This is a genomic window from Streptomyces avidinii, from assembly GCF_014650695.1.
GTDB classification, from domain to species: Bacteria; Actinomycetota; Actinomycetes; order Streptomycetales; family Streptomycetaceae; genus Streptomyces; species Streptomyces avidinii.
This window is the reverse complement of sequence record NZ_BMVL01000014.1, coordinates 174,176-196,335: the sequence shown is the minus strand read 5'-3', so window position 1 is coordinate 196,335 and position 22,160 is coordinate 174,176. Positions and strand designations below refer to the sequence as shown.

The window sequence follows — 22,160 nt, the reverse complement described above, 5'->3', positions numbered from 1 at the left end:
ACGCGCCGTCTTCCCGAAACCCGCCAGGAACTCGTCCCCCGGCCGCTGGGCGTCGTACTCCACCCGGACGGTCAGCCCCGAGTCACCGAGCCGCACCCGGTCCCCGGCCCGCGGACCGAACACCGACGCGTACTCGTACGGATCGATGTGCCGGCTGCCCGGCGCACAGTGGTCACTGTGCGGGGTCTTCTTGCTCACGCCCGGTCTCCGTCCTCGTGTTCGGCGGCCACGCCCAGGTAGCCGCAGGCCGCCGCACGGCGCAGGGCCTCCTCCTTGGCTCCGGGCGCGTCCAGGGGCCCGTCCACCAACCCGGCGAAACCGACCGCGATCCGGTCGCCACCGATGGGGACGAGGCCGACCTCGCCCTCGCCGTGGGGGTCGAACCGTACGGACGAGCCCGCCGGGACGCACAACCGCATGCCGTAGGCCGCGGCCCGGTCGAAGTCGAGCCGCGGGTTCGCCTCGAAGAAGTGGAAGTGCGAGGTCACGCTCACCGGCACCGCGGCGGTGTTGCGGACGCGCAGGTTCAGGACCGGCTCCGGCTGTGGGGCGCCCGGGCCGGGGACGACCGCGCCCGGGGCGTCGTCGCCGAGCGGGACCGCCCCCTGGATGGGGGACGAGACCACCGCGAGGCGGGATCCGTCGTCGAAGACGGCCTCCACGTGCACCTCGGCGACCACGTCGGCGACGCCCGGCAGGACATCGCCCGGGCCCAGCACGCTGCGGGCCTCCTCGATGGCCTCGGCGAGCCGCTTGCCGTCGCGCGCCGCCTCGCAGACCGTGTCCGCGATCAGCGCGGTCGCCTCCGGGACATTGAGTTGCAGGCCACGGGCCCGCCGGGCCCTGGCCAGCTCCGCAGCGCTGCGGAGCAGCAGCCGGTCGCGCTCCGTAGGGGTCAGCCGCACGCCGATCCACCACCTCTTGAATCGATGGGTTAGAGCATCACTCTAACTCTTCATTTCGTTGCAGGGAATCATTGACCTGGGACCAGCCCTTGGGTCACATTGAGTGTCGCTCAAACAAGCGCAACCACCCCCCGCCCTGCCAAGGGAGTCCCCCATGCCCATCGAACAGCGCGGAGTCGACACCATCCCCGAGGACGAGCGGACGAGCGGTCCCCGTGACCTGATCTCGATCCTTCTCGGCTCCAACCTCTGCCTCGGTGTGATCGTCTTCGGCTGGCTGCCCCCGTCCTTCGGACTGGGCCTGTGGCCCTCGGTCACCGCCATCGTGACCGGCACGCTCGTCGGTATCGCCTTCACCGCGCCGCTGGCGCTCGTCTCCCTGCGCACCGCGACCAACCTCTCGACCTCCAGCGGGGCCCAGTTCGGCGTCCGCGGCCGGCTCGTGGGCTCGGTGGTGGGCCTGCTGCTCTCCCTCGGCTACACCGCACTCACCCTGTGGATCGGCGGCGACGTGATGGTGGGCACCCTCTCCCGCCTCACCGGATTGCCCGACACCGGGCTCTCGCGTGCCGTGATGTACGGCCTCCTCGCCGCCTGTACGGTCGTCGCGGCCGTCTTCGGCTACCGGCTGCTGCTGCGCATGAGCAAGATCCTGGCCATCGGCATGGTGGTGCTGCTGGCCATCGGCGTCTTCGCCTACTCCGGGGACTTCACCACCGCCGCCCCGCCGGAGACCGCTTACCTGCTCGGCTCCTTCTGGCCGACCTGGATCCTCGCCGCCGTCGCCGCCGGGCTCAGCGGTCCGGTCGCCTTCATCACCCTGCTCGGCGACTACACGCGCTACATCTCCCCGCGCCGGCACAGCTCCCGCAAAGTGCTCTGGGCCACCGGTCTCGGCCTGCTCTTCGGCCTGCTGATCCCTCAGCTGTTCGGTACCTACACCGCGCTCGCCGCCCGGGCCGGGGCCGAGTACGCCGGCCCGCTGGTCGAGGCCGCGCCGTTCTGGTACCTGGTGCCGCTGCTCGCCGCCGCCGCGGGCGGATCGGTCGGCAACGCCGGGCTGATGCTCTACTCGATGGGCCTCGACCTCGACGCGATCGTGCCCAGGGCCACCCGGACCACGGCCACCCTGGTCGCGGCGGCCGTCGCCACCGCCTTCGTGTTCATCGGCTCCTTCGAGTGGGACGTGCAGTCCGCGATGACCTCGTTCGTCCTGGTGCTGACCGCCATCGGCACCCCGTGGGCCGTGATCACCCTGATCGGGTACGTGCGCTGCCGCGGGCACTACGACGCCGACGCGCTCCAGGTCTTCAACCGCCGCTCGGTGGGCGGGATCTACTGGTTCCGCTCCGGCTGGAACCTCGCGGCCACCGCCTCCTGGGCGATCGGCGCGGGCGTCGGCCTGCTCGCCGTGACCACCCCGTTCTACGAGGGACCGCTGCTCGCCCTCACCGGCGGCGTGGACTGCTCCTTCGTGCTCTCCGGCCTGACGGGCGGGCTCGTGTACACCGCGCTCACCGCCCGCCGCTCCCCCGCCGCGGTCCCGGTGGTCGCCGCCGCCAAGGAGCCCGCGAACGCCTGAGCCTCCCTTACGCACGCAGGCCCGCGCCCCGGAACGTCCGGGGCGCGGGCCTGCGTACGTACGGCGGCTAGCCCAGCGGGTGCATCCAGCCGTGGGTGTCGGCGCTGTGGCCGGTCTGGAGTTCCAGCAGCGCCTTGCGCAGGCGCATGGTGACCTGGCCCGGCTCGCCGTCGCCCTGGGTCCAGTCGGCCCGCTCGGACTTGACCGAGCCGACCGGGGTGATGACGGCGGCGGTGCCGCAGGCGAACACCTCGGTGAGGGTGCCGTTGGCGTTGTCGCGCTGCCAGTCCTCGGTGGTCAGGCGGCCCTCCTCGGCGGTGTAGCCGAGGTCGCGGGCGATGGTGAGGAGGGAGTCGCGGGTGATGCCGGGAAGGAGCGAGCCGGTGAGCTCCGGGGTGACGATGCGGTCCCCGTACACGAAGTACAGGTTCATCCCGCCCATCTCCTCGATCCAGCGGTGCTCGACGGCGTCGAGCCAGACCACCTGGTCGCAGCCGTGCGAGGCGGCCTGGGCCTGCGCGACGAGCGAGGCCGCGTAGTTGCCGCCGGTCTTGGCCGCGCCGGTGCCGCCCTTGACCGCGCGGACGTAGTCCTCGGAGAGCCAGACCGAGACGGGCTTGACGCCCCCGGGGAAGTACGCGCCGGCGGGCGAGGCGATGACGATGAAGAGGAACTCGTTCGCCGGGCGGACACCGAGGCCGACCTCGGAGGCGAACATGAAGGGCCGCAGGTAGAGCGAGGCCTCACCGGAGTCCGGCACCCAGGCGCGGTCCTGCTTGATCAGCGCGTCGCAGGCCTCGATGAAGAGCTCGGTCGGCAGCTCCGGCATCGCCATGCGGCGGGCGGAGGACTGGAAGCGCGCGGCGTTGGCCTCGGGCCGGAAGGTGGCCACGGTGCCGTCGGGCTGGCGGTAGGCCTTGAGGCCCTCGAAGATCGTCTGCGCGTAGTGCAGCGTCATGTTCGCCGGGTCGATCGCGAGCGGCGCGTACGGGACCAGCTCGGCATCGTGCCAGCCGCGACCCTCGGTCCACTTGATCGTCACCATGTGGTCGGTGAAGTGGCGGCCGAAGCCGGGGCTGGCCAGGATCGCCTCGCGCTCCGCATCGGACAGCGGGTTCGAGGAGGGCTTGAGCTCGATCGTGGGCGTCGTCATGAGTGCTTGTCCTTCACCGGTTGTGTATGGCGGACCGCGCTCACGGCGTACTAGGACGTCCGAGCTTCCCCGCATTCCGCGGCCTCGCGTTCGATTATCGCGCGCGGGCAGGCTTCGGAGAAGCGGGAGAGCGGCCCAGGGGAGATGGTGGCACCCGGGGCCGCACAGGAAAAGCCGCCGGGTCCCTTTGTGACCCGGCGGCTTCCTGAGGTGGAGCTGCCGGGTCAGCCGGCTACTCGAGCGGCGAGGGCGTCGCCGATCGCGTCGGTGGAGCGGAAGGTTCCGTCTCGCTCGGCAAGGTCTGCGGTGACCGCGTCCTCGATGCGGGCGGCCTCGGCCTCGTGGCCGAGGTGACGCAGCAGGAGGGCGACGGAGAGGATCGTCGCGGTCGGGTCGGCCTTGCCGGTGCCGGCGATGTCCGGAGCCGAGCCGTGAACGGGCTCGAACATGGACGGGAAGGCGCCGGTCGGGTTGATGTTCCCGGAGGCGGCGAGGCCGATTCCGCCGGTCACGGCGGCGGCCAGGTCGGTGAGGATGTCACCGAAGAGGTTGTCCGTGACGATGACGTCGAAGCGCTCGGGCTGCGTGACGAAGAAGATCGTCGCGGCGTCGACGTGCAGGTAGTCGGTGGTGACCTCGGGGTACTCCTGGCCGACCTTGTCGAAGATGTTCTTCCACAAGTGGCCGGCGTACACGAGGACGTTGTTCTTGTGGACCAGCGTCAGCTTCTTGCGGGGGCGGGCGTTCGCCCGCTCGTACGCGTCGCGGACGACGCGCTCGACGCCGTACGCGGTGTTGATGCTGACCTCGGTGGCCACCTCGGCGGGGGTGCCGGTGCGCAGGCTGCCGCCGTTGCCGGTGTACGGACCCTCGGTGCCCTCGCGGACCACGACGAAGTCGATCTCCGGACGGCCGGCGAGCGGGGTGGCCGTGTTCGGGAACAGCTTCGACGGGCGCAGGTTGATGAAGTGGTCGAAGGCGAAGCGGAGCTTCAGCAGCAGGCCGCGCTCCAGCACGCCGGACGGGACCGAGGGGTCGCCGATGGCGCCGAGGAGAATCGCGTCGTGGTGCTTGAGAGATTCGAGCTCCGCGTCCGGGAGGGTCTCACCGGTGCGGTGCCAGCGCTGGGCCCCGAGGTCGTACTGCTTGGTCTCCAGCTTCACATCCTGGGGCAGGACCGCGGTAAGGACCTTGAGTCCCTGAGCCACGACTTCCTGGCCGATGCCATCACCGGGGATCACTGCGAGATTGATGCTGGTCGACATGACGGAACCGTACTCCGTGTCCCAGCCCTCAGACATTCTGCGTCCACCATGTGGACCAAGGTGGGTCCGCGGTGGACGCAGAATCTCCCGGGCGGCGCTGGTCAGTGGCCGGTGGATCCGCCGTTGTCACGGCGGTCGAGCGCCCGCTGGAGGGCGGCGGCGGCGTTCTTGCGGTCGTCGGCCGAGGCGGAGCTGTGGCGGACGCGGCGGGTGGCGGTGGAAGCGGTCATGGTGATCGACTCCTTGAGATCACGGCGTGGCGAAGCCACGGATGAGGGGTTCCTTCAAGGCGCCGGAAGAGGCGGGGAGCAGTGCGCCGCAGGGGTTGCCTGCCAGGGGCGCGCGCTCTCGACCGCCATTCGCCGGATCGGCGAGACGTTCGGCTTCTACAAAGCTAGGGCAGGTCCGGTTGTATGTCTCGGCAATTACTCGGGCTTCCTACTATCTGAGACGCGAGGGCCCTCGGAAGGCGCCGTTCCGGGCATCCGTTTCAGCCCCTCTCGGAGCGAAGTTCCCTGATCAGATCCCTTACCGCCAAAGTTGATGCCGATTCCGTCGTAGTGACGTATCCCACCTGTCTCACCGGCCCCCCGGGGCCCAGATCGGTGATGTCCACCGCCGCGGTGGCCTCCCTCAGCGACAGCTCGGGCATGATCGCCATGCCGAGCCCGCGGCCGACCATGGTCAGCACCATCGCATCGTCCTCCGCCTTCACCGTGGCCCGCGGGATCCAGTCCTGGGCCCGCCACCAGGAGCGCGTGTACGAACCGCAGTTCTCGTCCCAGTCCATCAGCGGCAGACCCCTCGGGTCCGGGTGCCCGGCCGGGTGGACCAGGCGGTACGCCTCCTGCGCGAGCACTCCGGTCAGCAGGCCGGGCGGCCCGTCCTGCGACCCGCCCAGCGTGGCGATGCCCAGGTCGGCGCGGCCCGCCGCCACTTCCCCTGCAGCGCCGGCGCCGATCTCGCGCACCACGCGGACCTCGGGGCGGATGCCCGGGTGGCGGGCCGCGAGCCGCTCCAGGGCGGGCGGCAGCAGATGCAGGGCCGCACTGCGGAAGGCGGCGATCCGCAGTACGCCCTCCACCGTGTCGCGGCCCGCGCCGCGCGCCTCCGCGGCCAGAACCTCGTACATCCGCAGGATCCGGCGGCCGAGGGCGACCGCCCGCTCCCCCGCCGGGGTAGGGGCGGCCCCGCTGCGGCCGCGCTCGAAGAGCACCGCGCCGACCTTGGCCTCGGTGCCGCGCACGGAGTGGGAGACGGCGGACTGGGTGAGGCCGAGCGCGGTGGCGGCGGCGGAGAAACCGCCGCGCTCGGCGACGGCGACCAGGATCCGCAGCTCCTGGGGCAGCAGGTCGGCAGTGCTTCCCGCCATGGGGGGCTCTCACCTCGTTCTATGAGCGGCGTTCATGGATGGGTGGCTTCCATGAACGCAACCCCCTGCCCGGGCAGCCCATTCCTTCCTAGCGTCGGGCCCATGACCACGAACACCGCTCACTTCGTCCACCAGATCGCCCGCCCCTCCGGCTTCCCCACCGCCGCGGACTTCGCCCACGTCTCCTCCCCGGTGCCGGAGCCGGGGCCCGGCACCGCACTCGTGGAGAACCTCCTGCTCTCGGTGGACCCCTACCACCGCGGCCTGATGGACGGCGGCGAGGGCGGCTTCGAGCTGGACACCCCGCTGGAGGGACGCTCGGTGGGCCGGGTGCTCGCCTCCCGCGACCCGGGGCTGCGCCAGGGCGACCTGGTCTTCCACCGCGCGGGCTGGCGGACCCACGCCCTGGTCACCCTGGGCGTGGACGGGACCCGCCGGCTGCGCGGCCACGACGGCGTCCCGCTGGAGGCGTACCTCTCCCACCTCGGCGGCACCGGCCTGACCGCGTACGCCGCCCTCACCCGGACGGCCGCGCTGCGGGGCGGTGAGGACCTCTTCGTCTCCGCAGCCGCGGGCGGGGTCGGCACGGCCACCGGTCACATCGCCCGGCTGCTCGGCGCCCGGCGGATCATCGGCAGCGCGGGATCGGCGGCGAAGGTCCGTCACCTCACCGACGTACTCGGCTTCGACGCGGCCTTCGACTACCACGACGGCCCGGTCGGCGAGCAGCTCGCGCAGGCCGCCCCGGACGGCATCGACGTCTACGTGGACAACGTCGGCGGGGAGCACCTGGAGGGGGCGATCGACTCGCTGCGCGAGTACGGGCGGATCGCCTGGGTCGGCGCGATCTCGATGTACAACGGGGACCGCTCGCCCGCCGCACCCCGCAACCTCTTCGAGGTCGTACACAAGTCGCTTCGACTGGAAGGGGTATTGGTTCGAAATCACACCAATCTGCAGGAGGAGCTGGAGGAGTTCCTCGTGCCTCATCTGCGCAGCGGCCGGATCGGCACCGATACCACTGTTGTTCAGGGCTTCGACCGGACGGTGGAGGCCTTTCTGGGCATGCTGCGAGGGGAGAATCTGGGCAAGATGCTGGTCCGGATCGAGGGCTGATTCCAGCCACCCTTATGTTCACCGAACTCTTACCGCACGGATGTAGACCTTTGATCCCGGCGCCGCCACTCTTGCCGTCATTGTGCCAGCGGGGCACTTGAGTTGGAGGCGAGAGGCCAGTGACACCGATCAGCCGCAGAGGTTTCGTGGGAATCGGCGCCGGGCTCGTGGCGGGCGCCACCCTGCCCGCGATCACGCCGGCCACAGCGGCCGCGGCCGCCGCGACCGGCACCATCACCGACGTGAAGCACGTAGTGATCCTGATGCAGGAGAACCGCAGCTTCGACCACTACTTCGGCAGGCTGAAGGGCGTCCGCGGCTTCGGCGACCGCGCCGCCGGCAACATCCCGGGCGGCTGGAGCATGTTCAACCAGCCCAACTGGGGCGGCCGCCAGTACCCGTGGAAGCTGTCGTCCACCCCGCCGGCGGGCGGGGTGGACGGCGAGACGCTGGCCCAGTGCAACGGCGACCTCCCGCACAGCTGGACCTCGCAGCACGCCGCCTGGAACAAGGGCCGGATGGACAACTGGGTCCTCGGCGTCGGCAACACCCGCACCCTCGGCTACCTGGACCGGGGAGACATCCCCTTCCACTACGGCCTCGCCGACAACTACACGATCTGCGACGCGTACTTCTGCTCCACCCTCAGCGCGACCGGCCCGAACCGCACCTTCCTGTGGAGCGGCAAGGTCGACGCCTCCAGCAAGGACGGCGGCGACGAGTCCGGGCTGACCTGGGAGACCTACGCGGAGGCCCTCCAGCGGGCCGGGGTGACCTGGAAGGTCTACCAGAACGCGCAGGACAACTACGGGGACAACGGCCTCGCCTACTTCAAGAAGTTCACGGACGCGGCCCCCGGCAACCCGCTGTGGGACCGCGGCATGGGCTCGGTCCCCAAGGTCACCGGATCCACCCCGGACGACATCGCGGCCGCGATACGCGCCGACGTCGTCGCCGGCACCCTGCCCCAGGTGTCCTGGGTCGTGGCCAACGAGGCCTTCTCGGAGCACCCCTACGCCCCGCCCGGCGACGGCGCGCACTTCGTGGACCTGGTCTACCGGGCGCTGGCCGCGAACCCCGAGGTCTTCGACTCCACGGTCCTCTTCCTCAACTACGACGAGAACGACGGCTTCTTCGACCACGTCCCGCCGCCGGTCGCGCCGCCCGGCACCCCCGGCGAGTACATCGACGGCACCCCGATCGGGCTCGGCTTCCGTGTCCCCATGATCGTGATGTCCCCGTGGACCCGCGGCGGCTGGGTGAGCTCCGAGGTCTTCGACCACACCTCGGTCCTGCGGTTCATGGAGAAGTGGACGGCCGCCCTCGGCACCCCCGCCACCTGCCCGAACATCAGCGCGTGGCGCCGCAGGGTGGTCGGCGACCTGACCGGCGTCTTCGACTTCGCACACCCGGTCCACGGCGTCCCCGCGGGCCTCCCGTCCACCGCCAAGGTGATCGGCCAGTCGACCTGCGGCCCGCTTCCCAACCCGGCCCCGCAGGACAACGCCCTCCCGGCGCAGGAACCCGGCACCCGCCCGGCACGGGCCCTGCCGTACCAGGTGAACGGCAACCTGGACCGCTTCGAGTTCGGAGCGGCCGGCAAGATCCTGGCCTGGTTCTCGATGACCAACCAGGGCGCCGAGGCGAAGCGGGCGGCGCACTTCTCGATCCACCCGCACCAGCACCGGGACACGGCGGCCTGGCAGTACACGGTCGACCCGGGCACCACCGGCAGCGACTACTTCAACATCGGCCTCGGCCACGGCTCGGGCAAGTACGACATCTCCATGCACGGGCCGAACCGCTTCCTGCGCCGCTTCATCGGCGACGCCTCGAAGCCCGGCAAGGACGTCGAGGTCGCAGCCCGCTTCGCGATCGAACAGGGCACCGGGAAGACGGCGGTCTTCTTCACGATGAAGAACGCCTCCGGCTCCCCCGTCACCTTCACGATCCGCTCGAACGCCTACCGCACGGACGGCCCGTGGACCTACACGGTCCCGGCGAACTCCTCGCGCGAGGACCACTTCAACGCCGTGGCCTACAGCAACGGCTGGTACGACTTCACGATCCTGGCCGACTCCGACGGCACCTGGTCGCGCCGCTACACGGGCCACATCGAGTCGGGCGCGCCCAGCATCTCGGGGTCGTAGCCGTCGCGAGGCCGGGCAAGGTCCGGAGGAGACGACCTAGAGGACGTCCCCGTCCCGCCAGTCGAAGTCGAGCCGTCCGGCGGGGTCCAGCAGGATCCCGCCGGACGGCACCCACACGTAGGTGGAGCCCTCCTCCTCGGGCAGGCGCACCGGCCCGTCCGGCGACAGCGCCCCGACCCGGCCCGGCCACGCCGCCCAGCCACGGCCCAGGTACAGCGCGGCCCCGTCCTGCGAGGCCGACAGCGCGCCGAGCACGTAGGCCCGCGCGACGATCCGTTCGAGCTCGGCCATGACCTGCCCACCGAGGCCGCGGCGCCGCGCCCGGGCCCGTACGGCCACGGCCTCGACGTACCCGGTCCGCAGGGCACGCCCACCGTGCACCACCCGGCGCTGCACCACACTGCCGTGCGCGACGAGCGCCCCGCCCGCGTCCCGGACCAGCACGTGCATCCCGCCGAGGGCGTGCTCGAAGTCCTCCTCGCCGAAGTCCCCGTCGAAGGCCTCGTCGAGCAGGGCCCGCACCTCGCGGAGCTCGTCTCCGGTCAGCCCGGCGGTGTGTGCGACATGCACGCCCATCACTTCTCCAGCCAGTCGGTGTACCAGGTGCGGAAGTCCGGGCTCTCGGGCACGCAGGTCCCGAAGTCCTGGTCGAGGTGCCAGACCTGACCGGCCAGCGGCCCGTTGAGGATCAGCCGCGAATACATGCCGCACCCCTGCTCGGCCAGCACGAGCGTGCCCAGGGTCAGCCCCTCGCGCTCGTCGAACCTGCGGTTCACGTCGAACGGACGCGGTTCTCGGATCGGGCAGGGCGCGGCCAGTCGGCCCGGGCGGCGGTCTTCCAGCCACTCGTCGTCCACCGCCCAGTCGTCGTCGGCCTCGGGACGCGGGGTGATCAGCGGCATCAGCCCGTGCTCCGGGCCCGCCGGTCCGTCGCCGACGGTGGTGACGAACGTCCGGTACTCCCCGGGCAGCCGGATGCCGTGCTCCGCCTCGAAGGCCCGTACCTCCGCCTCCAGAAGCGGCGCCCTCAGCTCGTACCGGAGGCGCTTCGCGCGCAGCCGCTCCCGTACCGCCCGCGCGTCCCAGTCGCTCATCCTGCGAACGTACCAAGGACCGGGACCGCATTGCGGACGCCGAACGCCGTACACCGGCCGCCATCGGCCGAAGCGGCTCTAGCGGTCTGGACCATTGCGTCGGCAGACTCGCCCCATGTCGCCCGAAACCCAGCAGTGGACCCCGATCCACGGCCAGCCGTACCGTCCCGCCCCCTACCGGCCCGAGCGGATGCCGCAGCAGGAATCCCTCGCGCGCGCCGCCGAGTTGCGGACCCGGATGGACGAGCGGCGGACCGTACGCCACTTCTCCCCCGACCCGGTGCCCGATCAGGTGGTCCGGGACGCGATCGCCTGCGCGGCGACCGCCCCGTCCGGGGCGCACCAGCAGCCGTGGACCTTCGTCCTGGTCAAGAACCCGGCCGTGCGGCAGCAGATCCGCGCGGCCGCCGAGCAGGAGGAGCAGCTGTCCTACGACGGCCGGCTGGGCGACGAATGGCTCGCCGCCCTGCGCCCCATCGGCACGGACGCCGTGAAGACCCACCTGACGGACGCCCCGGCGCTGATCGTGGTCTTCCAGCAGCGCTACTGGCTCGGCCCGGACGGCACGAAGCGCAAGCACTACTACGTGGACGAGTCGGTCGGCATCGCGGTGGGCATGCTCCTGTCCGCGCTTCACCTGTCCGGCCTGGCGGCGCTGATCCACACTCCCAGCCCCATGCGCTTCCTCAGCCATGTCCTGGAGCGCCCGGAGAACGAGAAGGCTTTCGCCGTCATCCCGGTGGGCTACCCGGCGGACGACTGCGAGGTCCCGGACCTCGTCCGCAAGTCCCTGGACCAGGTGATCGTCGAGGTCTAGCCGTCGCTTTCGATCGGGACGGATCAGGGAGCGGGCGTGGAGGGCGGGCCCGGAAGCGGTGCCGGGCCCGGCTCCGGCTCCCCGGCCTGACCGCCGCCCAGCGCCCCGGCCAGCCGGATGCCGATCCGGACCCGGTCCTCCGCCGAGCAGCCCTCCATGGCCGCCCGCACCTGGCGGAGGATGAGCGCGTCCCGGACCACCTTGGCGACGCCGAGCACGGCCGCCGTCGCGATCGCCGCGAGCAGCATCAGCGCACCCCCGGTTCCGCGTAGCAGGGTCCGCGCCGCAGGGTGACGAACCCGCCGCCCATCACGATCTCGCCGGGGAACCACGGGCGGTCGCGCTCCCGTTCCCGTTCCGGGCTCTCGTCGGGCCGCTGCGCGAGGCCGCTGCGCCGCAGCCGCTGCTCCAGGTCGGACCGTTCCACGGAGCAGCACCACTCGACGACGACGTCCCCTCCCCCGTGGGTGTAGACGTTCGCCGAACCGTGCGCGGCCCCGGCAGCGCCCAGCAGCAGGGGGCGCCTGAGGAGCCTGCTGTTCAGGCGGTTCTGCGCCGGGACGCCGTGGTCGTGTCCCGCCCCGGACCGCTGCTCCCAGTCCGCCGCCTCGGCGGGGTGCATGCGGTGGCGGTTGCGCCGCCACAGCTGCGTGAGCCCCTCGCCGTGCTCCGGCAGGGCGGGTCGCCAGTCCGCGGCCGGGTGGACCAGGTGGATCGCGGCACGGCCCTGGACCCGGGTCAGTGCCCACCTCCCGCCCATCGGGACGAGCCGCAGCCCCGGCACACCGCGCAGACCGCCGTAGTGCTCGTCGATCCGGGGCAGGAGGGTTGCAAGGACCCGGTCGGCCATCGCCGGGTGCAGCGCAAGCGTCAGGCCGGCCGGCTCGGGACGGGCCCGGGTGAAGCCGAGGAGCGCCCCGTCGCGCAGTTCGTGTCCGCGGAGCCCGTCGGCGAGCTCGGCCACCACCAGGGCCTCGAAGGTCCGCTGCTGCTCGTCGGCGGCATCGGGTACCGGCTGGCGGCGGGTGATCAGCCCGTCGGCCGCCCACCGCATGCAGGTGTGGTGCGGAAGACCGGTGGCCTCACGGCAGATGGTCGCCACGCGGTGGCGGTTGTCGGTGCGCCTGGACATACGTCTCCCCGGGCGTCGTCCCGGCACGGACGCGTAGAGGTCTCGTATCTCCTGGCAAAGATCCCACCCCGTACGGGAACTCGTCAGAGCCCTCGGCTCCCTCGGGTAACCGGGCCCGAGTACTGGAGCGTGTCGCCGTACACGACAACTGCCGCCAGGCTAGCAGGAGTTGCCGGTCGGGGAAATGGAAACCGCCCCCGCTCCGGACTTGGGGGTACCGGAGCGGGGGCGGGGGTTCTGCGGGGCCGGATCAGCCCATGTGGGGGTACGCGTAGTCGGTCGGCGCGACCAGCGTCTCCTTGATGGAGCGGGTGGAGGTCCAGCGCTGCAGGTTGCTCGCGGCGCCCGCCTTGTCGTTCGTACCCGAGGCGCGGCCGCCGCCGAAGGGCTGCTGGCCGACGACGGCACCGGTGGACTTGTCGTTGATGTAGAAGTTGCCCGCCGCGAAGCGGAGCTTCTCCATCGCGTCCGCGGCCGCGTAGCGGTCGGCGGCGATGATCGAGCCGGTCAGGGCGTACGCCGAGACGGACTCCATCTGGGCCAGCATCGCGTCGAAGTTCGCGTCCTCGTAGACGTGCACGGCGAGGATCGGGCCGAAGTACTCGGTCGTGAAGACCTCGTTCTCCGGGTCGGTGCACGCGATGACGGTCGGGCGGACGAAGTAGCCCTCCGAGTCGTCGTACGTGCCGCCGGCGATGATCTCGCAGGTCGGGTCGGCGATCGCGCGGTCGATCGCGGCCTTGTTCTTGAGATACGAACGCTCGTCGATGACGGCGCCGATGAAGTTGGTCAGGTCGCGGACGTCACCCATGGTGATGCCGTCGACCTCGGCCGCGAAGGCCTCCTTGAAGCCGTCGTTCCAGATCGAGGCCGGGACGTAGGCGCGCGAGGACGCCGAGCACTTCTGGCCCTGGAACTCGAAGGAACCGCGGGTCAGGGCGGTCTTCAGGACGGCGCGGTCCGCGGACGGGTGCGCGACGACGAAGTCCTTGCCGCCGGTCTCGCCGACCAGGCGCGGGTAGGACTTGTACTTCTCGATGTTGTTGCCGACCGTCTTCCACAGGTACTGGAAGGTCTTGGTCGAGCCGGTGAAGTGGATGCCGGCCAGCTCGGGGTGGTTCAGGGCCACCTCGGACACCGCGATGCCGTCGCCGGTCAGCAGGTTGATGACGCCCTTGGGCAGGCCGGCCTCCTCCAGGAGCTCCATGAGGAGGATCGCGGAGTGGGTCTGCGTCGGGGAGGGCTTCCACAGGACCACGTTGCCCATCAGGGCGGGGGCGGTCGGCAGGTTGCCCGCGATGGCCGTGAAGTTGAACGGCGTGATCGCGTAGACGAAGCCTTCGAGCGGGCGGTGGTCGCTGCGGTTCCACACGCCGGCGGAGTTCGCGACCGGCTGCTCGGCCAGGATCTGGCGGGCGAAGTGGACGTTGAAGCGCCAGAAGTCGACGAGCTCGCACGGAGTGTCGATCTCGGCCTGCTGCGCGGTCTTCGACTGGCCCAGCATGGTGGAGGCGGCGAGCTTCTCGCGCCACGGGCCGGACAGCAGCTCGGCAGCGCGCAGGATGATCGCGGCGCGGTCGTCGAAGGACATCGAGCGCCAGGCCGGGGCGGCGGCCAGGGCGGCGTCGATGGCCTCCTGTGCGTCGGCCCCGGTGGCGTTCGCGTAGGTGCCGAGCACCGACTTGTGGTCGTGCGGCTGGACCACGTCGAAGCGCTCGCCGCCGCCCATCCGCTTGACGCCGTTGATCGTCATCGGGAGGTCGATGGGGTTCTCGGACAGCTGCTTGAGCTGCGTTTCGAGGCGCGCGCGCTCCGGGGTGCCGGGGGCGTACGAGTGGACCGGCTCGTTGACCGGAGCGGGGACCTGGGTCACAGCATCCATGGGGCTGGTAACTCCTTGACCTAGTTCTTGGCTAGTTCTTGGTGATCATCGAGCGGACGAAGAAGAGCAGGTTGGCCGGCTTCTCCGCGAGGCGGCGCATGAAGTAGCCGTACCAGTCCGTCCCGTACGCGGTGTAGACGCGCATCCGGTGGCCCTCGGCGGCGAGCCGCAGGTGCTCCTCGCTGCGGATCCCGTACAGCATCTGGAACTCGTACTCGTCCAGTTTGCGCCCCGCCTTGCGGGCGAGCTCCTGGCCGATGGCGATGAGGCGCGGGTCGTGCGACCCGATCATCGGGTAGCCCTCGCCGTCCATCAGGGTCTTCAGGATCCGGACGTACGCCTTGTCGATCTCGGCCTTGTCCTGGTACGCGACCTCGGCGGGCTCCTTGTAAGCGCCCTTCACGATGCGGACGCGGCTGCCGGCGGCGGCGAGGCGGCGGGCGTCGGCCTCCGTGCGGAAGAGGTACGCCTGGATCACGCAGCCGGTCTGCGGGAAGTCGCGGCGCAGCTCCTCGTGGATGGCGAACATCGAGTCGAGGGTCGTGTGGTCCTCGGCGTCGAGCGTCACGGTGGTGCCGATGGCGGCGGCGGCCTCGACGACCGGGCGGACGTTGGCGAGGGCGAGCTCGTGGCCGCCCTCCAGCGCCTGGCCGAACATCGACAGCTTGACGGACATTTCGGCCTTCTCGCCGAGACCGAGCTCCGCGAGGCGCTCGATGAGCTGGAGGTAGGCGTCCCGGGCGGCGTAGGACTGCTCCACCTCGGTGATGTCCTCGCCCACGACGTCGAGGGTGACCTCGAGGCCGGCCCGCGTGAGCTCCTCGACGATCGGGATGACCTGGTCGACGGTCTCGCCGGGGATGAACCGGTTCACCACGGGCTTGGTCACCGGGGCGGCAGAGACGATACGACGCATCTTGTCGCTGCGCGAAGCGGCGAGGATCACGGGACCCAGCACGGGGGCACCTCCAACGGGTGGCAGAAGAAAAGCGCAAGCAAAACCACCGTGAAACCTAAGGATCGCTTTGATCCTCTGCCATCGACAGCTGTCACGCATCCGTGTCCCGGATCTCATACATCTGTCTGAAGGGTCCCTGCCGAGGTGGGAGAATGGCCGCGTGAAGGGCGATTACCAGGACCTGGTGGACGAGATCTCCGCGCTGCTCGGCGCCCCGGCGACCCTGGAGAACCGGGACTTCCGGCTGATCGCCTTCGGTGCCCACGACAGCGAGGACGACCTCGCGATGGACCCGGTGCGGACCCGGTCGATCCTGACGCGGCAGTCCACGGCGGACGTCCGGTCCTGGTTCGAGGGCTTCGGCATCGCCCGCGCCACCGGACCCGTCCGGATCCCGGCGGCGCCCGACGCCGGGGTGTACCGGGGGCGGATCTGCCTGCCGGTGCGGTACCGGGGCATCGTGCAGGGCTACGTGTGGCTCCTGGACCAGGAGCCCGGCCTGCCGGGGCCCGGGCCGGCGGCGCTGGACGCGGCCATGGAGGTGGCGCAGCGGATCGGGGTGCTGCTCGCCGAGGAGGCGAAGGCCGGGGCGGACCTGTCGCGGGAGTTCCTGGCGGTGCTCACGGCCGGTCGGGGCTGGCAGCAGGACATGGCGGTGGCCGCGCTCCGGGTCGCGCTCGGCGCCGGTGGGGACGGGCTGCACGCGGCGGTCTGCGTGACGCCGTGGCCCGGGGAGGCTCCGGCATCGGTCCCGGGCGCGGCGGCGGTGTGCGTCGTGCCCCGGCGGGTCGGGTCCGGGCCGGGTCAGGAGCCCGGGGCCGAGGCGGCGCTCGCGGTGCTGCTCCGGCTGCGCTCGACGGACGCGCTGGCTCCGGCCCTGGCGGCGGTGACCCGGCTGCTGCCGCGGGCCGCGGACCCGGCGGGCGGCGGTGCGGCGGCGGGTGGCGCCGCCACCGCTCCTCGGGTGACGGCCGGCGTGGCCGACCCCGTACGGGGCCTCGCGGACCTGCCCGCCGCCTGGGAGCAGGCCGTCGCCGCCGCCCGGGCGGCCGTCGCCCAGCCCCGGCTCGGGCCGGTCGCCCAGTGGTCGGCGATCGGCCCGTACCGGCTGCTGGCAAGCCTCGCCACCGACCCGGTGGACGACCCCGCGGCCCGTACCCTGCTGACCCCGGCCAACCGCGAACTCGCCCGTACCGCCGAGGTCTTCCTGGACTGTGCCGGCCAGGCGGGCCGCGCGGCGGCCGCCCTGGGCATCCACCGCCAGACCCTCTACTACCGTCTGGGCCGGGTCGAGCAGTTGACCGGCCTCGACCTGGACGAGGGCGAGGACCGCCTGCTGCTCCACATGGCCCTCAAGGCCTCTCGCCTGGCCTAGGGAGCGCCCCGGCGACGGGACCCGCTCCGGAACACACACGACGGCCGCCGGGGCGGACGGAGCGCGGGACAGGCCGCGGGACGGACCGGGACCGCCCGCGCGCGCCGGAGTTTTCGGCTCCGGTCAGTCCCGGGGCCGGGTCATCGCCTCGGCGGCCCGACGCATGCCCTCGGTGAACTCCTCGGCGGTCGCCGCCGACTCCGGATCGAAGAGCCACTGGATCATCAGGCCGTTCAACAGCGCCTGGTAGAAGCCGCCCAGGGTGCGGACGTCCCGCTCGTCGAGCCGGTCCTCCGGGGTGCCGGTGAGCATCGAGATCAGCCCCCGGCGCCCCTCGGCCTGCGAGGCCGCGAGCATCGACCTCAACTCCGGCCGCTGGTCCCGGCCGAGCGCCACCTCCAGGCTGGCCGCCCAGACCGGACCCGACTTCTCGTGCTGTGCCAACACGCCCTCCCACAGGGCACGGAAGCGCTCCAGCGACCCGCCCTCCCCGTCGAGGCCGGACTGGAAGACCGCGCCCCACTCCTCCATCAGACCGATGAAAGCCTCGGTGAGGAGGGCGTCCTTCGAGCCGTAGTGGTAGCCGATGGAGGCCAGGTTGGTCCCCGAGGCGCTGACGATGTCGCGCGCGGTGGTGCGCACGAACCCCTTCTCGACCAGGCATTTCTTGGCGCCTTCGAGCAGATCTTCGCGATGTCCCATGGCCCCCACGGTAGCAAGACAACCGTCCCAGACAGCAGTTCTAGACAGTCGTCATAGACAAACGTTTAAGACGTCTGTACATTCCTGCTCATGACAACTCCCGCCGCCACAGCGCAACTTGCCGGCCGCCGCGAATGGACCGCCTTCAGCGTCCTCCTGCTGCCGTTGCTCCTGGTCTCGATGGACGTCTCCGTCCTCTACTTCGCCGTCCCGGCCATCACCGACCAGCTGGACCCGAGCTCCACCCAGCAGCTCTGGATCTTCGACAGCTACGCGTTCGCGCTCTCCGGCCTGCTGATCACGATGGGCTCGCTCGGCGACCGGATCGGCCGCCGCAAACTGCTGCTGATCGGCGCGACCGCCTTCGGCCTCGCCTCGATCGGCGCCGGCTGCGCCACCAGCGCCGAGATGCTCATCGCGGCCCGCGTGCTGCTCGGCATCGGCGGCGCGACCCTGATGCCCGCCACGCTGGCCCTCGTACGGAACCTCTTCCAGGACGACCGGCAGCGCGGGCGGGCCATCGCCATCTGGTCCGGCGCCATGACCGGGGGCATCGCCCTCGGCTCGGTGCTCAGCGGGGTGCTGCTGAACCACTTCTACTGGGGCTCCGTCTTCCTCATCAACGTGCCCGCGATGCTGCTCCTGCTGCTCCTGGTTCCGGTCCTGGTACCGGAGTTCAAGGACCCGGCCCCCGGCCGCTTCGACCTGCTCAGCGTTCCGCTCTCCATCGCCGCCGTACTGCCGGTGGTCTACGGGCTCAAGGAGATCGCCGCCGAGGGCTTCGAACCCCTCCACGCGGCCTGCCTCGCCGTCGGCCTGGCCTTCGGGTACGCCTTCGTCCGCCGCCAGCGCTCCCGTGAGGACGCCATGGTGAGCCGGGCGCTGTTCCGGGGCCGCGGCTTCGGGGCGGGCATCGGGCTGAACACCATCGCCGCATTCGCCATGATGGGATCGGCCTACTTCACCACCCAGTACCTCCAGTCGGTGCTCGGCATGGGCACCCTGGAAGCCGCCCTGTGGAGCCTCGCCCCCTCGGTCGTCATCGGCGCCGCGGCCCCGGTCTCCGCCGCCCTCGCCCAGAAGGTGGACCGGGCCCACGTGATCGCCGGCGGGTTCGTCCTCGCCGCCGCCGGCTTCGTCCTGATCAGCCTGGTGGACACCGACTCCCTGTGGCTGATCCTGACCGGCGCGGGGGTGCTGGCCTCGGGCATCGTCACCGTGCTGTCCCTGATCTCCGACATGGCGCTCGCCTCGGCACCCGCGGAGAAGGCCGGTTCCGCCGCCTCCCTGCTGGAGACCGGGACGGAGTTCGGCGGCGCCCTGGGCATGGCCGTCCTCGGCAGCCTGGGCACCTCGGTCTACCGCAGCGACCTGGCCGGCGCCGAGCCCGCGGTCCGGGAGACCCTGGGCGGGGCCGTCGCCACCGCCCACCACCTCGGCGGACCGGCGGGTGAGCAGGTACTGGCGCTGGCCCGGGAGGCCTTCGTGCACGGGATGCAGTACGCGGCCTGGGGCGGTACGGCGCTGCTGCTCGCGGCGGCCCTGCTCGCCTCGGCTCTGCTGCGGGGGACCGAAGCGCCCGCCCCGCCCGCGGCGGAGCCCGCGACCGGTACCGGGGACCGCCCGCGCGAGGCGACGTACAACTGAACCGCTCGCTGTGGCGCGTGGCCGGCGGAACGCGGAAGGGCCCGGGGTCTCCCCCGGGCCCTTCCCTCACGTCCCTACCCTGGCGGGCTCAGGCGAGGCTGACCGTGCGCGCCGAGGCGGCGCCGATCTCGGAGGCGATGTCCGCGAGGACCTCCGCCGGGACCGCGGCGTCCACGGTGAGGACGGCGAGCGCCTCGCCGTGCGCCTCCGCACGGGCGACCTGCATGCCCGCGATGTTCAGACCGCCCTCGCCGAGGACGCGGCCGACGGTGCCGACCACGCCGGGGCGGTCGGTGTAGCGCAGGACGACCATGTGGTCGGCGAGCGCCAGGTCCACGTCGTACTCGCCGATGCCGACGATCTTCTGAAGGTGCTTCGGGCCCGCGAGCGTGCCGGAGACCGAGACCTCCTGGCCGTCCGACAGGGTGCCGCGCACGGTCACCACATTGCGGTGGTCCGGGGACTCCGAGCTGGTGGTCAGACGGACCTCGACGCCGCGCTCCTGCGCGAACAGCGGGGCGTTGACGTAGGAGACCGTCTCGTCGACGACGTCCTCGAAGACACCCTTGAGGGCGGAGAGCTCCAGCACCTTGACGTCGTGCTGGGTGATCTCGCCGCAGACCTCGACGTCGAGGCGGACCGCGACCTCGCCCGCGAGGGCGGTGAAGATGCGGCCGAGCTTCTCGGCGAGCGGCAGACCGGGACGGACGTCCTCGGCGATGACGCCGCCCTGGACGTTGACCGCGTCCGGCACGAGCTCACCGGCGAGGGCGAGGCGCACCGACTTGGCGACCGAGACACCCGCCTTCTCCTGGGCCTCGTCCGTGGACGCGCCGAGGTGCGGGGTGCAGACGACCTCGTCGAGCTCGAAGAGCGGGGAGTCCGTGCAGGGCTCCTTCGCGTACACGTCGAGTCCGGCGCCGGCGACGCGGCCCTCCTTGATGGCCGTGTACAGCGCGGCCTCGTCCACGATCCCGCCGCGGGCGGCGTTGACGATGCGGACGGACGGCTTCACCTTGTGCAGGGCCTCGTCCCCGATGAGACCGAGGGTCTCGGGGGTCTTGGGCAGGTGCACGGTGATGAAGTCGGCGACCTCCAGGAGCTCGTCCAGCGCCAGCATCTTGACGCCCATCTGGGCGGCGCGCGCGGGCTGTACGTAGGGGTCGTAGGCGACGACCTTCATGCCGAAGGCCGACATGCGCTGGGCGACCAGCACACCGATGCGGCCGAGGCCGACGACACCGAGGGTCTTCTCGCTGAGCTCGACACCCGTGTACTTGTTCCGCTTCCACTCACCGTTCTTCAGGGCGGTGTTGGCCTGCGGGATGTTGCGGGCGGTGGCGACGAGCAGGCCGCAGGCGAGCTCGGCCGCGGTCACGATGTTGGAGGTCGGGGCGTTGACGACCATCACGCCGGCCTTGGTGGCGGCGGAGACGTCCACGTTGTCCAGGCCGACACCGGCGCGCGCGACGACCCGCAGCTTCTTGGCCGCGGCGATGGCCTCGGCGTCGACCTTGGTGGCGGAGCGGACGAGGATCGCGTCGACGTCGACGATCGCGGGCAGCAGCTCGGCGCGGTCGGCGCCGTTGCAGTGGCGGATCTCGAAGTCCGGGCCGAGCGCCTCCACGGTGGCGGGCGACAGCTCTTCGGCGATGAGTACGACAGGTTTCGAGCTCACGTGGGTCCTCACAAGTCCAGTGCGGACGGCCGTCCCGACGGCCGCAGGCGGTGGAGGGGGTAGCCGCGTGGAAGACGCACGACACTGTGGGCCTGACGCGTATGTGTTGAGCAGTGTAGTGGCGCTGACGGTCCGGATTTCCGCCTGTACGGAAGGATCACCCGTCCGTGGTTGGCCGGGGTGGACAAGCCGCACCCTTCGGGGCCGGATTCCCGGCGCCCGGAACCCCGTCCGGCCTCGCGGCCGGGGAGTTCCGGTGATGCACGGCGGGGCCGGGACCCCAGGTGTCCCGGCCCCGCCGTCACGGGCTCAGCTCTCGTCGTTGTCGACCCAGCTCATCAGCTTGCGGAGCTTCTTGCCGGTGGTCTCCAGCAGGTGCTCCTCGTCGGCCTTCTTGTACTCGTTGTACTTCGGCAGGCCCGCCTTGTACTCGGCCATCCAGGTGTTGGCGAACTCGCCGCTCTGGATCTCCGCGAGGACCTTCTTCATCTCGGCCTTGGTGGCGTCGGTGATGACGCGGGGGCCGGTGATGTAGTCGCCCCACTCGGCGGTCTCGGAGACGGACCAGCGCATCTTCTCCAGGCCGCCCTCGTACATGAGGTCCACGATGAGCTTCAGCTCGTGCAGGCACTCGAAGTACGCGATCTCCGGCTGGTAACCGGCCTCGGTCAGGGTCTCGAAACCGGCCTTGACCAGGGCGGAGGCGCCACCGCAGAGGACGGCCTGCTCACCGAACAGGTCGGTCTCGGTCTCCTCGGTGAAGGTGGTCTTGATGACACCGGCGCGGGTGCCGCCGATGCCGGCCGCGTACGAGAGCGCCAGGTCGAAGGCCTTGCCGGTGGAGTCCTGCTCGACGGCGGCGATGCACGGAACGCCGCGGCCCTCCTCGTACTGACGGCGGACCAGGTGGCCGGGGCCCTTCGGGGCGACCAGGGCGACGTCGACGTTGCTGGGGGGCTTGATGAAGCCGTACCGGACGTTGAAGCCGTGGCCGAAGAAGAGCGCGTCGCCCTCCTTGAGGTGGTCCTTGATGGACTCCTCGTAGATCTCGGCCTGCAGCGGGTCCGGGGTGAGGATCATGATGACGTTCGCCCACTCGGCGGCCTCGGCCACGGGGACGACCTTCAGGCCCTGCTCCTCGGCCTTGGCCTTGGACTTCGAGCCCTCCTTCAGGCCGACGACGACGTCGACGCCGGAGTCACGGAGCGACAGCGCGTGGGCGTGGCCCTGGCTGCCGTAACCGATGACCGCGACCTTGCGGCCCTGGATGATGGACAGGTCGGCGTCGTTCTCGTAGAACAGCTCGGCCACTGGGATATCTCCTTGGTGCGC

The 22,160-nt window shown here is 71.2% G+C and carries 20 protein-coding genes and 1 pseudogene; 6 read left to right on the top strand and 15 right to left on the bottom strand.

The features are described from left to right. Both IE257_RS30170 and ureA read right to left on the bottom strand, forming a co-directional pair. A pseudogene (locus tag IE257_RS30170) lies at positions 1–198 on the bottom strand (urease subunit alpha); the annotation flags it as partial. Further along, positions 195–905, bottom strand: a complete 711-nt coding sequence (ureA, locus tag IE257_RS30165) for an urease subunit gamma (protein ID WP_189973037.1) — start codon at positions 903–905, stop codon at positions 195–197. The gene ureA and the pseudogene IE257_RS30170, both read right to left, overlap by 4 nt. 154 nt (positions 906–1,059) lie before the next feature. On the opposite strand from ureA, the gene IE257_RS30160 reads away from it, so the two are divergent. Beyond that, complete coding sequence (locus IE257_RS30160) at positions 1,060–2,487, top strand: cytosine permease (protein WP_189973036.1); 1,428 nt, start codon at positions 1,060–1,062, stop codon at positions 2,485–2,487. A gap of 67 nt (positions 2,488–2,554) precedes the next feature. On the opposite strand, the gene IE257_RS30155 is transcribed toward IE257_RS30160, so the two are convergent. The 4 genes from IE257_RS30155 to IE257_RS30145 form a co-directional block, all read right to left on the bottom strand. After that, positions 2,555–3,640 carry a branched-chain amino acid aminotransferase gene (locus IE257_RS30155; RefSeq protein ID WP_030763725.1) on the bottom strand — a complete coding sequence of 362 codons (1,086 nt, stop codon included), beginning with the start codon at positions 3,638–3,640 and terminating at the stop codon, positions 2,555–2,557. Positions 3,641–3,864: 224 nt separating this feature from the next. Continuing rightward, on the bottom strand, positions 3,865–4,905 hold the full coding sequence (locus IE257_RS30150; RefSeq protein WP_189973035.1) for a 3-isopropylmalate dehydrogenase: 1,041 nt from the start codon (positions 4,903–4,905) through the stop codon (positions 3,865–3,867). 101 nt (positions 4,906–5,006) lie between these two features. Next, positions 5,007–5,135 carry a hypothetical protein gene (locus IE257_RS39015; RefSeq protein ID WP_257789859.1) on the bottom strand — a complete coding sequence of 43 codons (129 nt, stop codon included), beginning with the start codon at positions 5,133–5,135 and terminating at the stop codon, positions 5,007–5,009. 260 nt (positions 5,136–5,395) lie between these two features. Continuing rightward, positions 5,396–6,277 carry a LysR family transcriptional regulator gene (locus IE257_RS30145; RefSeq protein ID WP_189973034.1) on the bottom strand — a complete coding sequence of 294 codons (882 nt, stop codon included), beginning with the start codon at positions 6,275–6,277 and terminating at the stop codon, positions 5,396–5,398. A 102-nt stretch (positions 6,278–6,379) separates the two neighbouring features. Between IE257_RS30145 and IE257_RS30140 the strand changes: the two genes are divergently transcribed. Together IE257_RS30140 and IE257_RS30135 are read left to right on the top strand one after the other, a co-directional pair. Then, positions 6,380–7,393 (top strand): NADP-dependent oxidoreductase, encoded by a 1,014-nt coding sequence (locus IE257_RS30140; protein ID WP_189973033.1) that lies wholly within the window; start codon positions 6,380–6,382, stop codon positions 7,391–7,393. A 119-nt stretch (positions 7,394–7,512) separates the two neighbouring features. Beyond that, positions 7,513–9,543, top strand: a complete 2,031-nt coding sequence (locus tag IE257_RS30135; RefSeq protein ID WP_189973032.1) for a phosphocholine-specific phospholipase C — start codon at positions 7,513–7,515, stop codon at positions 9,541–9,543. 36 nt (positions 9,544–9,579) lie between these two features. On the opposite strand, the gene IE257_RS30130 is transcribed toward IE257_RS30135, so the two are convergent. Together IE257_RS30130 and IE257_RS30125 are read right to left on the bottom strand one after the other, a co-directional pair. Beyond that, complete coding sequence (locus IE257_RS30130; protein ID WP_189973031.1) at positions 9,580–10,119, bottom strand: GNAT family N-acetyltransferase; 540 nt, start codon at positions 10,117–10,119, stop codon at positions 9,580–9,582. Continuing rightward, entirely contained in the window at positions 10,119–10,637 is a 519-nt protein-coding gene (locus IE257_RS30125; protein ID WP_189973030.1) for an SMI1/KNR4 family protein, read from the bottom strand. Before IE257_RS30125 ends, IE257_RS30130 begins: the two co-directional genes overlap by 1 nt. Positions 10,638–10,752: 115 nt before the next feature. Here IE257_RS30125 and IE257_RS30120 point away from each other — a divergent pair, with 115 nt between their 5' ends. Further along, a complete protein-coding gene (locus tag IE257_RS30120) occupies positions 10,753–11,454 on the top strand; it encodes a nitroreductase family protein (RefSeq protein WP_189973029.1) in 702 nt (233 codons plus the stop codon). A gap of 23 nt (positions 11,455–11,477) precedes the next feature. Here the strand turns inward: IE257_RS30120 and IE257_RS30115 are convergent, their stop codons facing one another. From IE257_RS30115 to IE257_RS30100, 4 genes are all read right to left on the bottom strand, one after another. Continuing rightward, positions 11,478–11,702, bottom strand: coding sequence for a hypothetical protein (locus tag IE257_RS30115; protein ID WP_189973028.1), 225 nt, complete (start codon positions 11,700–11,702; stop codon positions 11,478–11,480). Further along, the gene (locus IE257_RS30110; protein WP_189973027.1) at positions 11,702–12,586 is read right to left on the bottom strand and encodes a hypothetical protein; all 885 of its coding nucleotides are present in this window, start codon (positions 12,584–12,586) and stop codon (positions 11,702–11,704) included. Before IE257_RS30110 ends, IE257_RS30115 begins: the two co-directional genes overlap by 1 nt. A 250-nt stretch (positions 12,587–12,836) precedes the next feature. After that, on the bottom strand, positions 12,837–14,468 hold the full coding sequence (pruA, locus tag IE257_RS30105; RefSeq protein ID WP_189973026.1) for an L-glutamate gamma-semialdehyde dehydrogenase: 1,632 nt from the start codon (positions 14,466–14,468) through the stop codon (positions 12,837–12,839). 31 nt (positions 14,469–14,499) lie between these two features. Beyond that, on the bottom strand, positions 14,500–15,426 hold the full coding sequence (locus tag IE257_RS30100; RefSeq protein WP_189973025.1) for a proline dehydrogenase family protein: 927 nt from the start codon (positions 15,424–15,426) through the stop codon (positions 14,500–14,502). A gap of 160 nt (positions 15,427–15,586) precedes the next feature. On the opposite strand from IE257_RS30100, the gene IE257_RS30095 reads away from it, so the two are divergent. Continuing rightward, positions 15,587–16,801, top strand: a complete 1,215-nt coding sequence (locus tag IE257_RS30095; protein WP_189973024.1) for a PucR family transcriptional regulator — start codon at positions 15,587–15,589, stop codon at positions 16,799–16,801. A gap of 123 nt (positions 16,802–16,924) precedes the next feature. On the opposite strand, the gene IE257_RS30090 is transcribed toward IE257_RS30095, so the two are convergent. Next, the gene (locus IE257_RS30090; RefSeq protein WP_189973023.1) at positions 16,925–17,503 is read right to left on the bottom strand and encodes a TetR/AcrR family transcriptional regulator; all 579 of its coding nucleotides are present in this window, start codon (positions 17,501–17,503) and stop codon (positions 16,925–16,927) included. A 90-nt stretch (positions 17,504–17,593) separates the two neighbouring features. Here IE257_RS30090 and IE257_RS30085 point away from each other — a divergent pair, with 90 nt between their 5' ends. After that, complete coding sequence (locus IE257_RS30085) at positions 17,594–19,150, top strand: MFS transporter (RefSeq protein WP_189973022.1); 1,557 nt, start codon at positions 17,594–17,596, stop codon at positions 19,148–19,150. An 88-nt stretch (positions 19,151–19,238) separates the two neighbouring features. Here IE257_RS30085 and serA read toward each other — a convergent pair whose 3' ends face one another. Both serA and ilvC read right to left on the bottom strand, forming a co-directional pair. Further along, the gene (serA, locus tag IE257_RS30080; RefSeq protein WP_189973021.1) at positions 19,239–20,828 is read right to left on the bottom strand and encodes a phosphoglycerate dehydrogenase; all 1,590 of its coding nucleotides are present in this window, start codon (positions 20,826–20,828) and stop codon (positions 19,239–19,241) included. 309 nt (positions 20,829–21,137) lie between these two features. Further along, positions 21,138–22,139: a ketol-acid reductoisomerase gene (ilvC, locus tag IE257_RS30075; protein ID WP_189973020.1), complete on the bottom strand. Its 1,002-nt coding sequence runs from the start codon at positions 22,137–22,139 to the stop codon at positions 21,138–21,140. Positions 22,140–22,160: the final 21 nt, after the last annotated feature.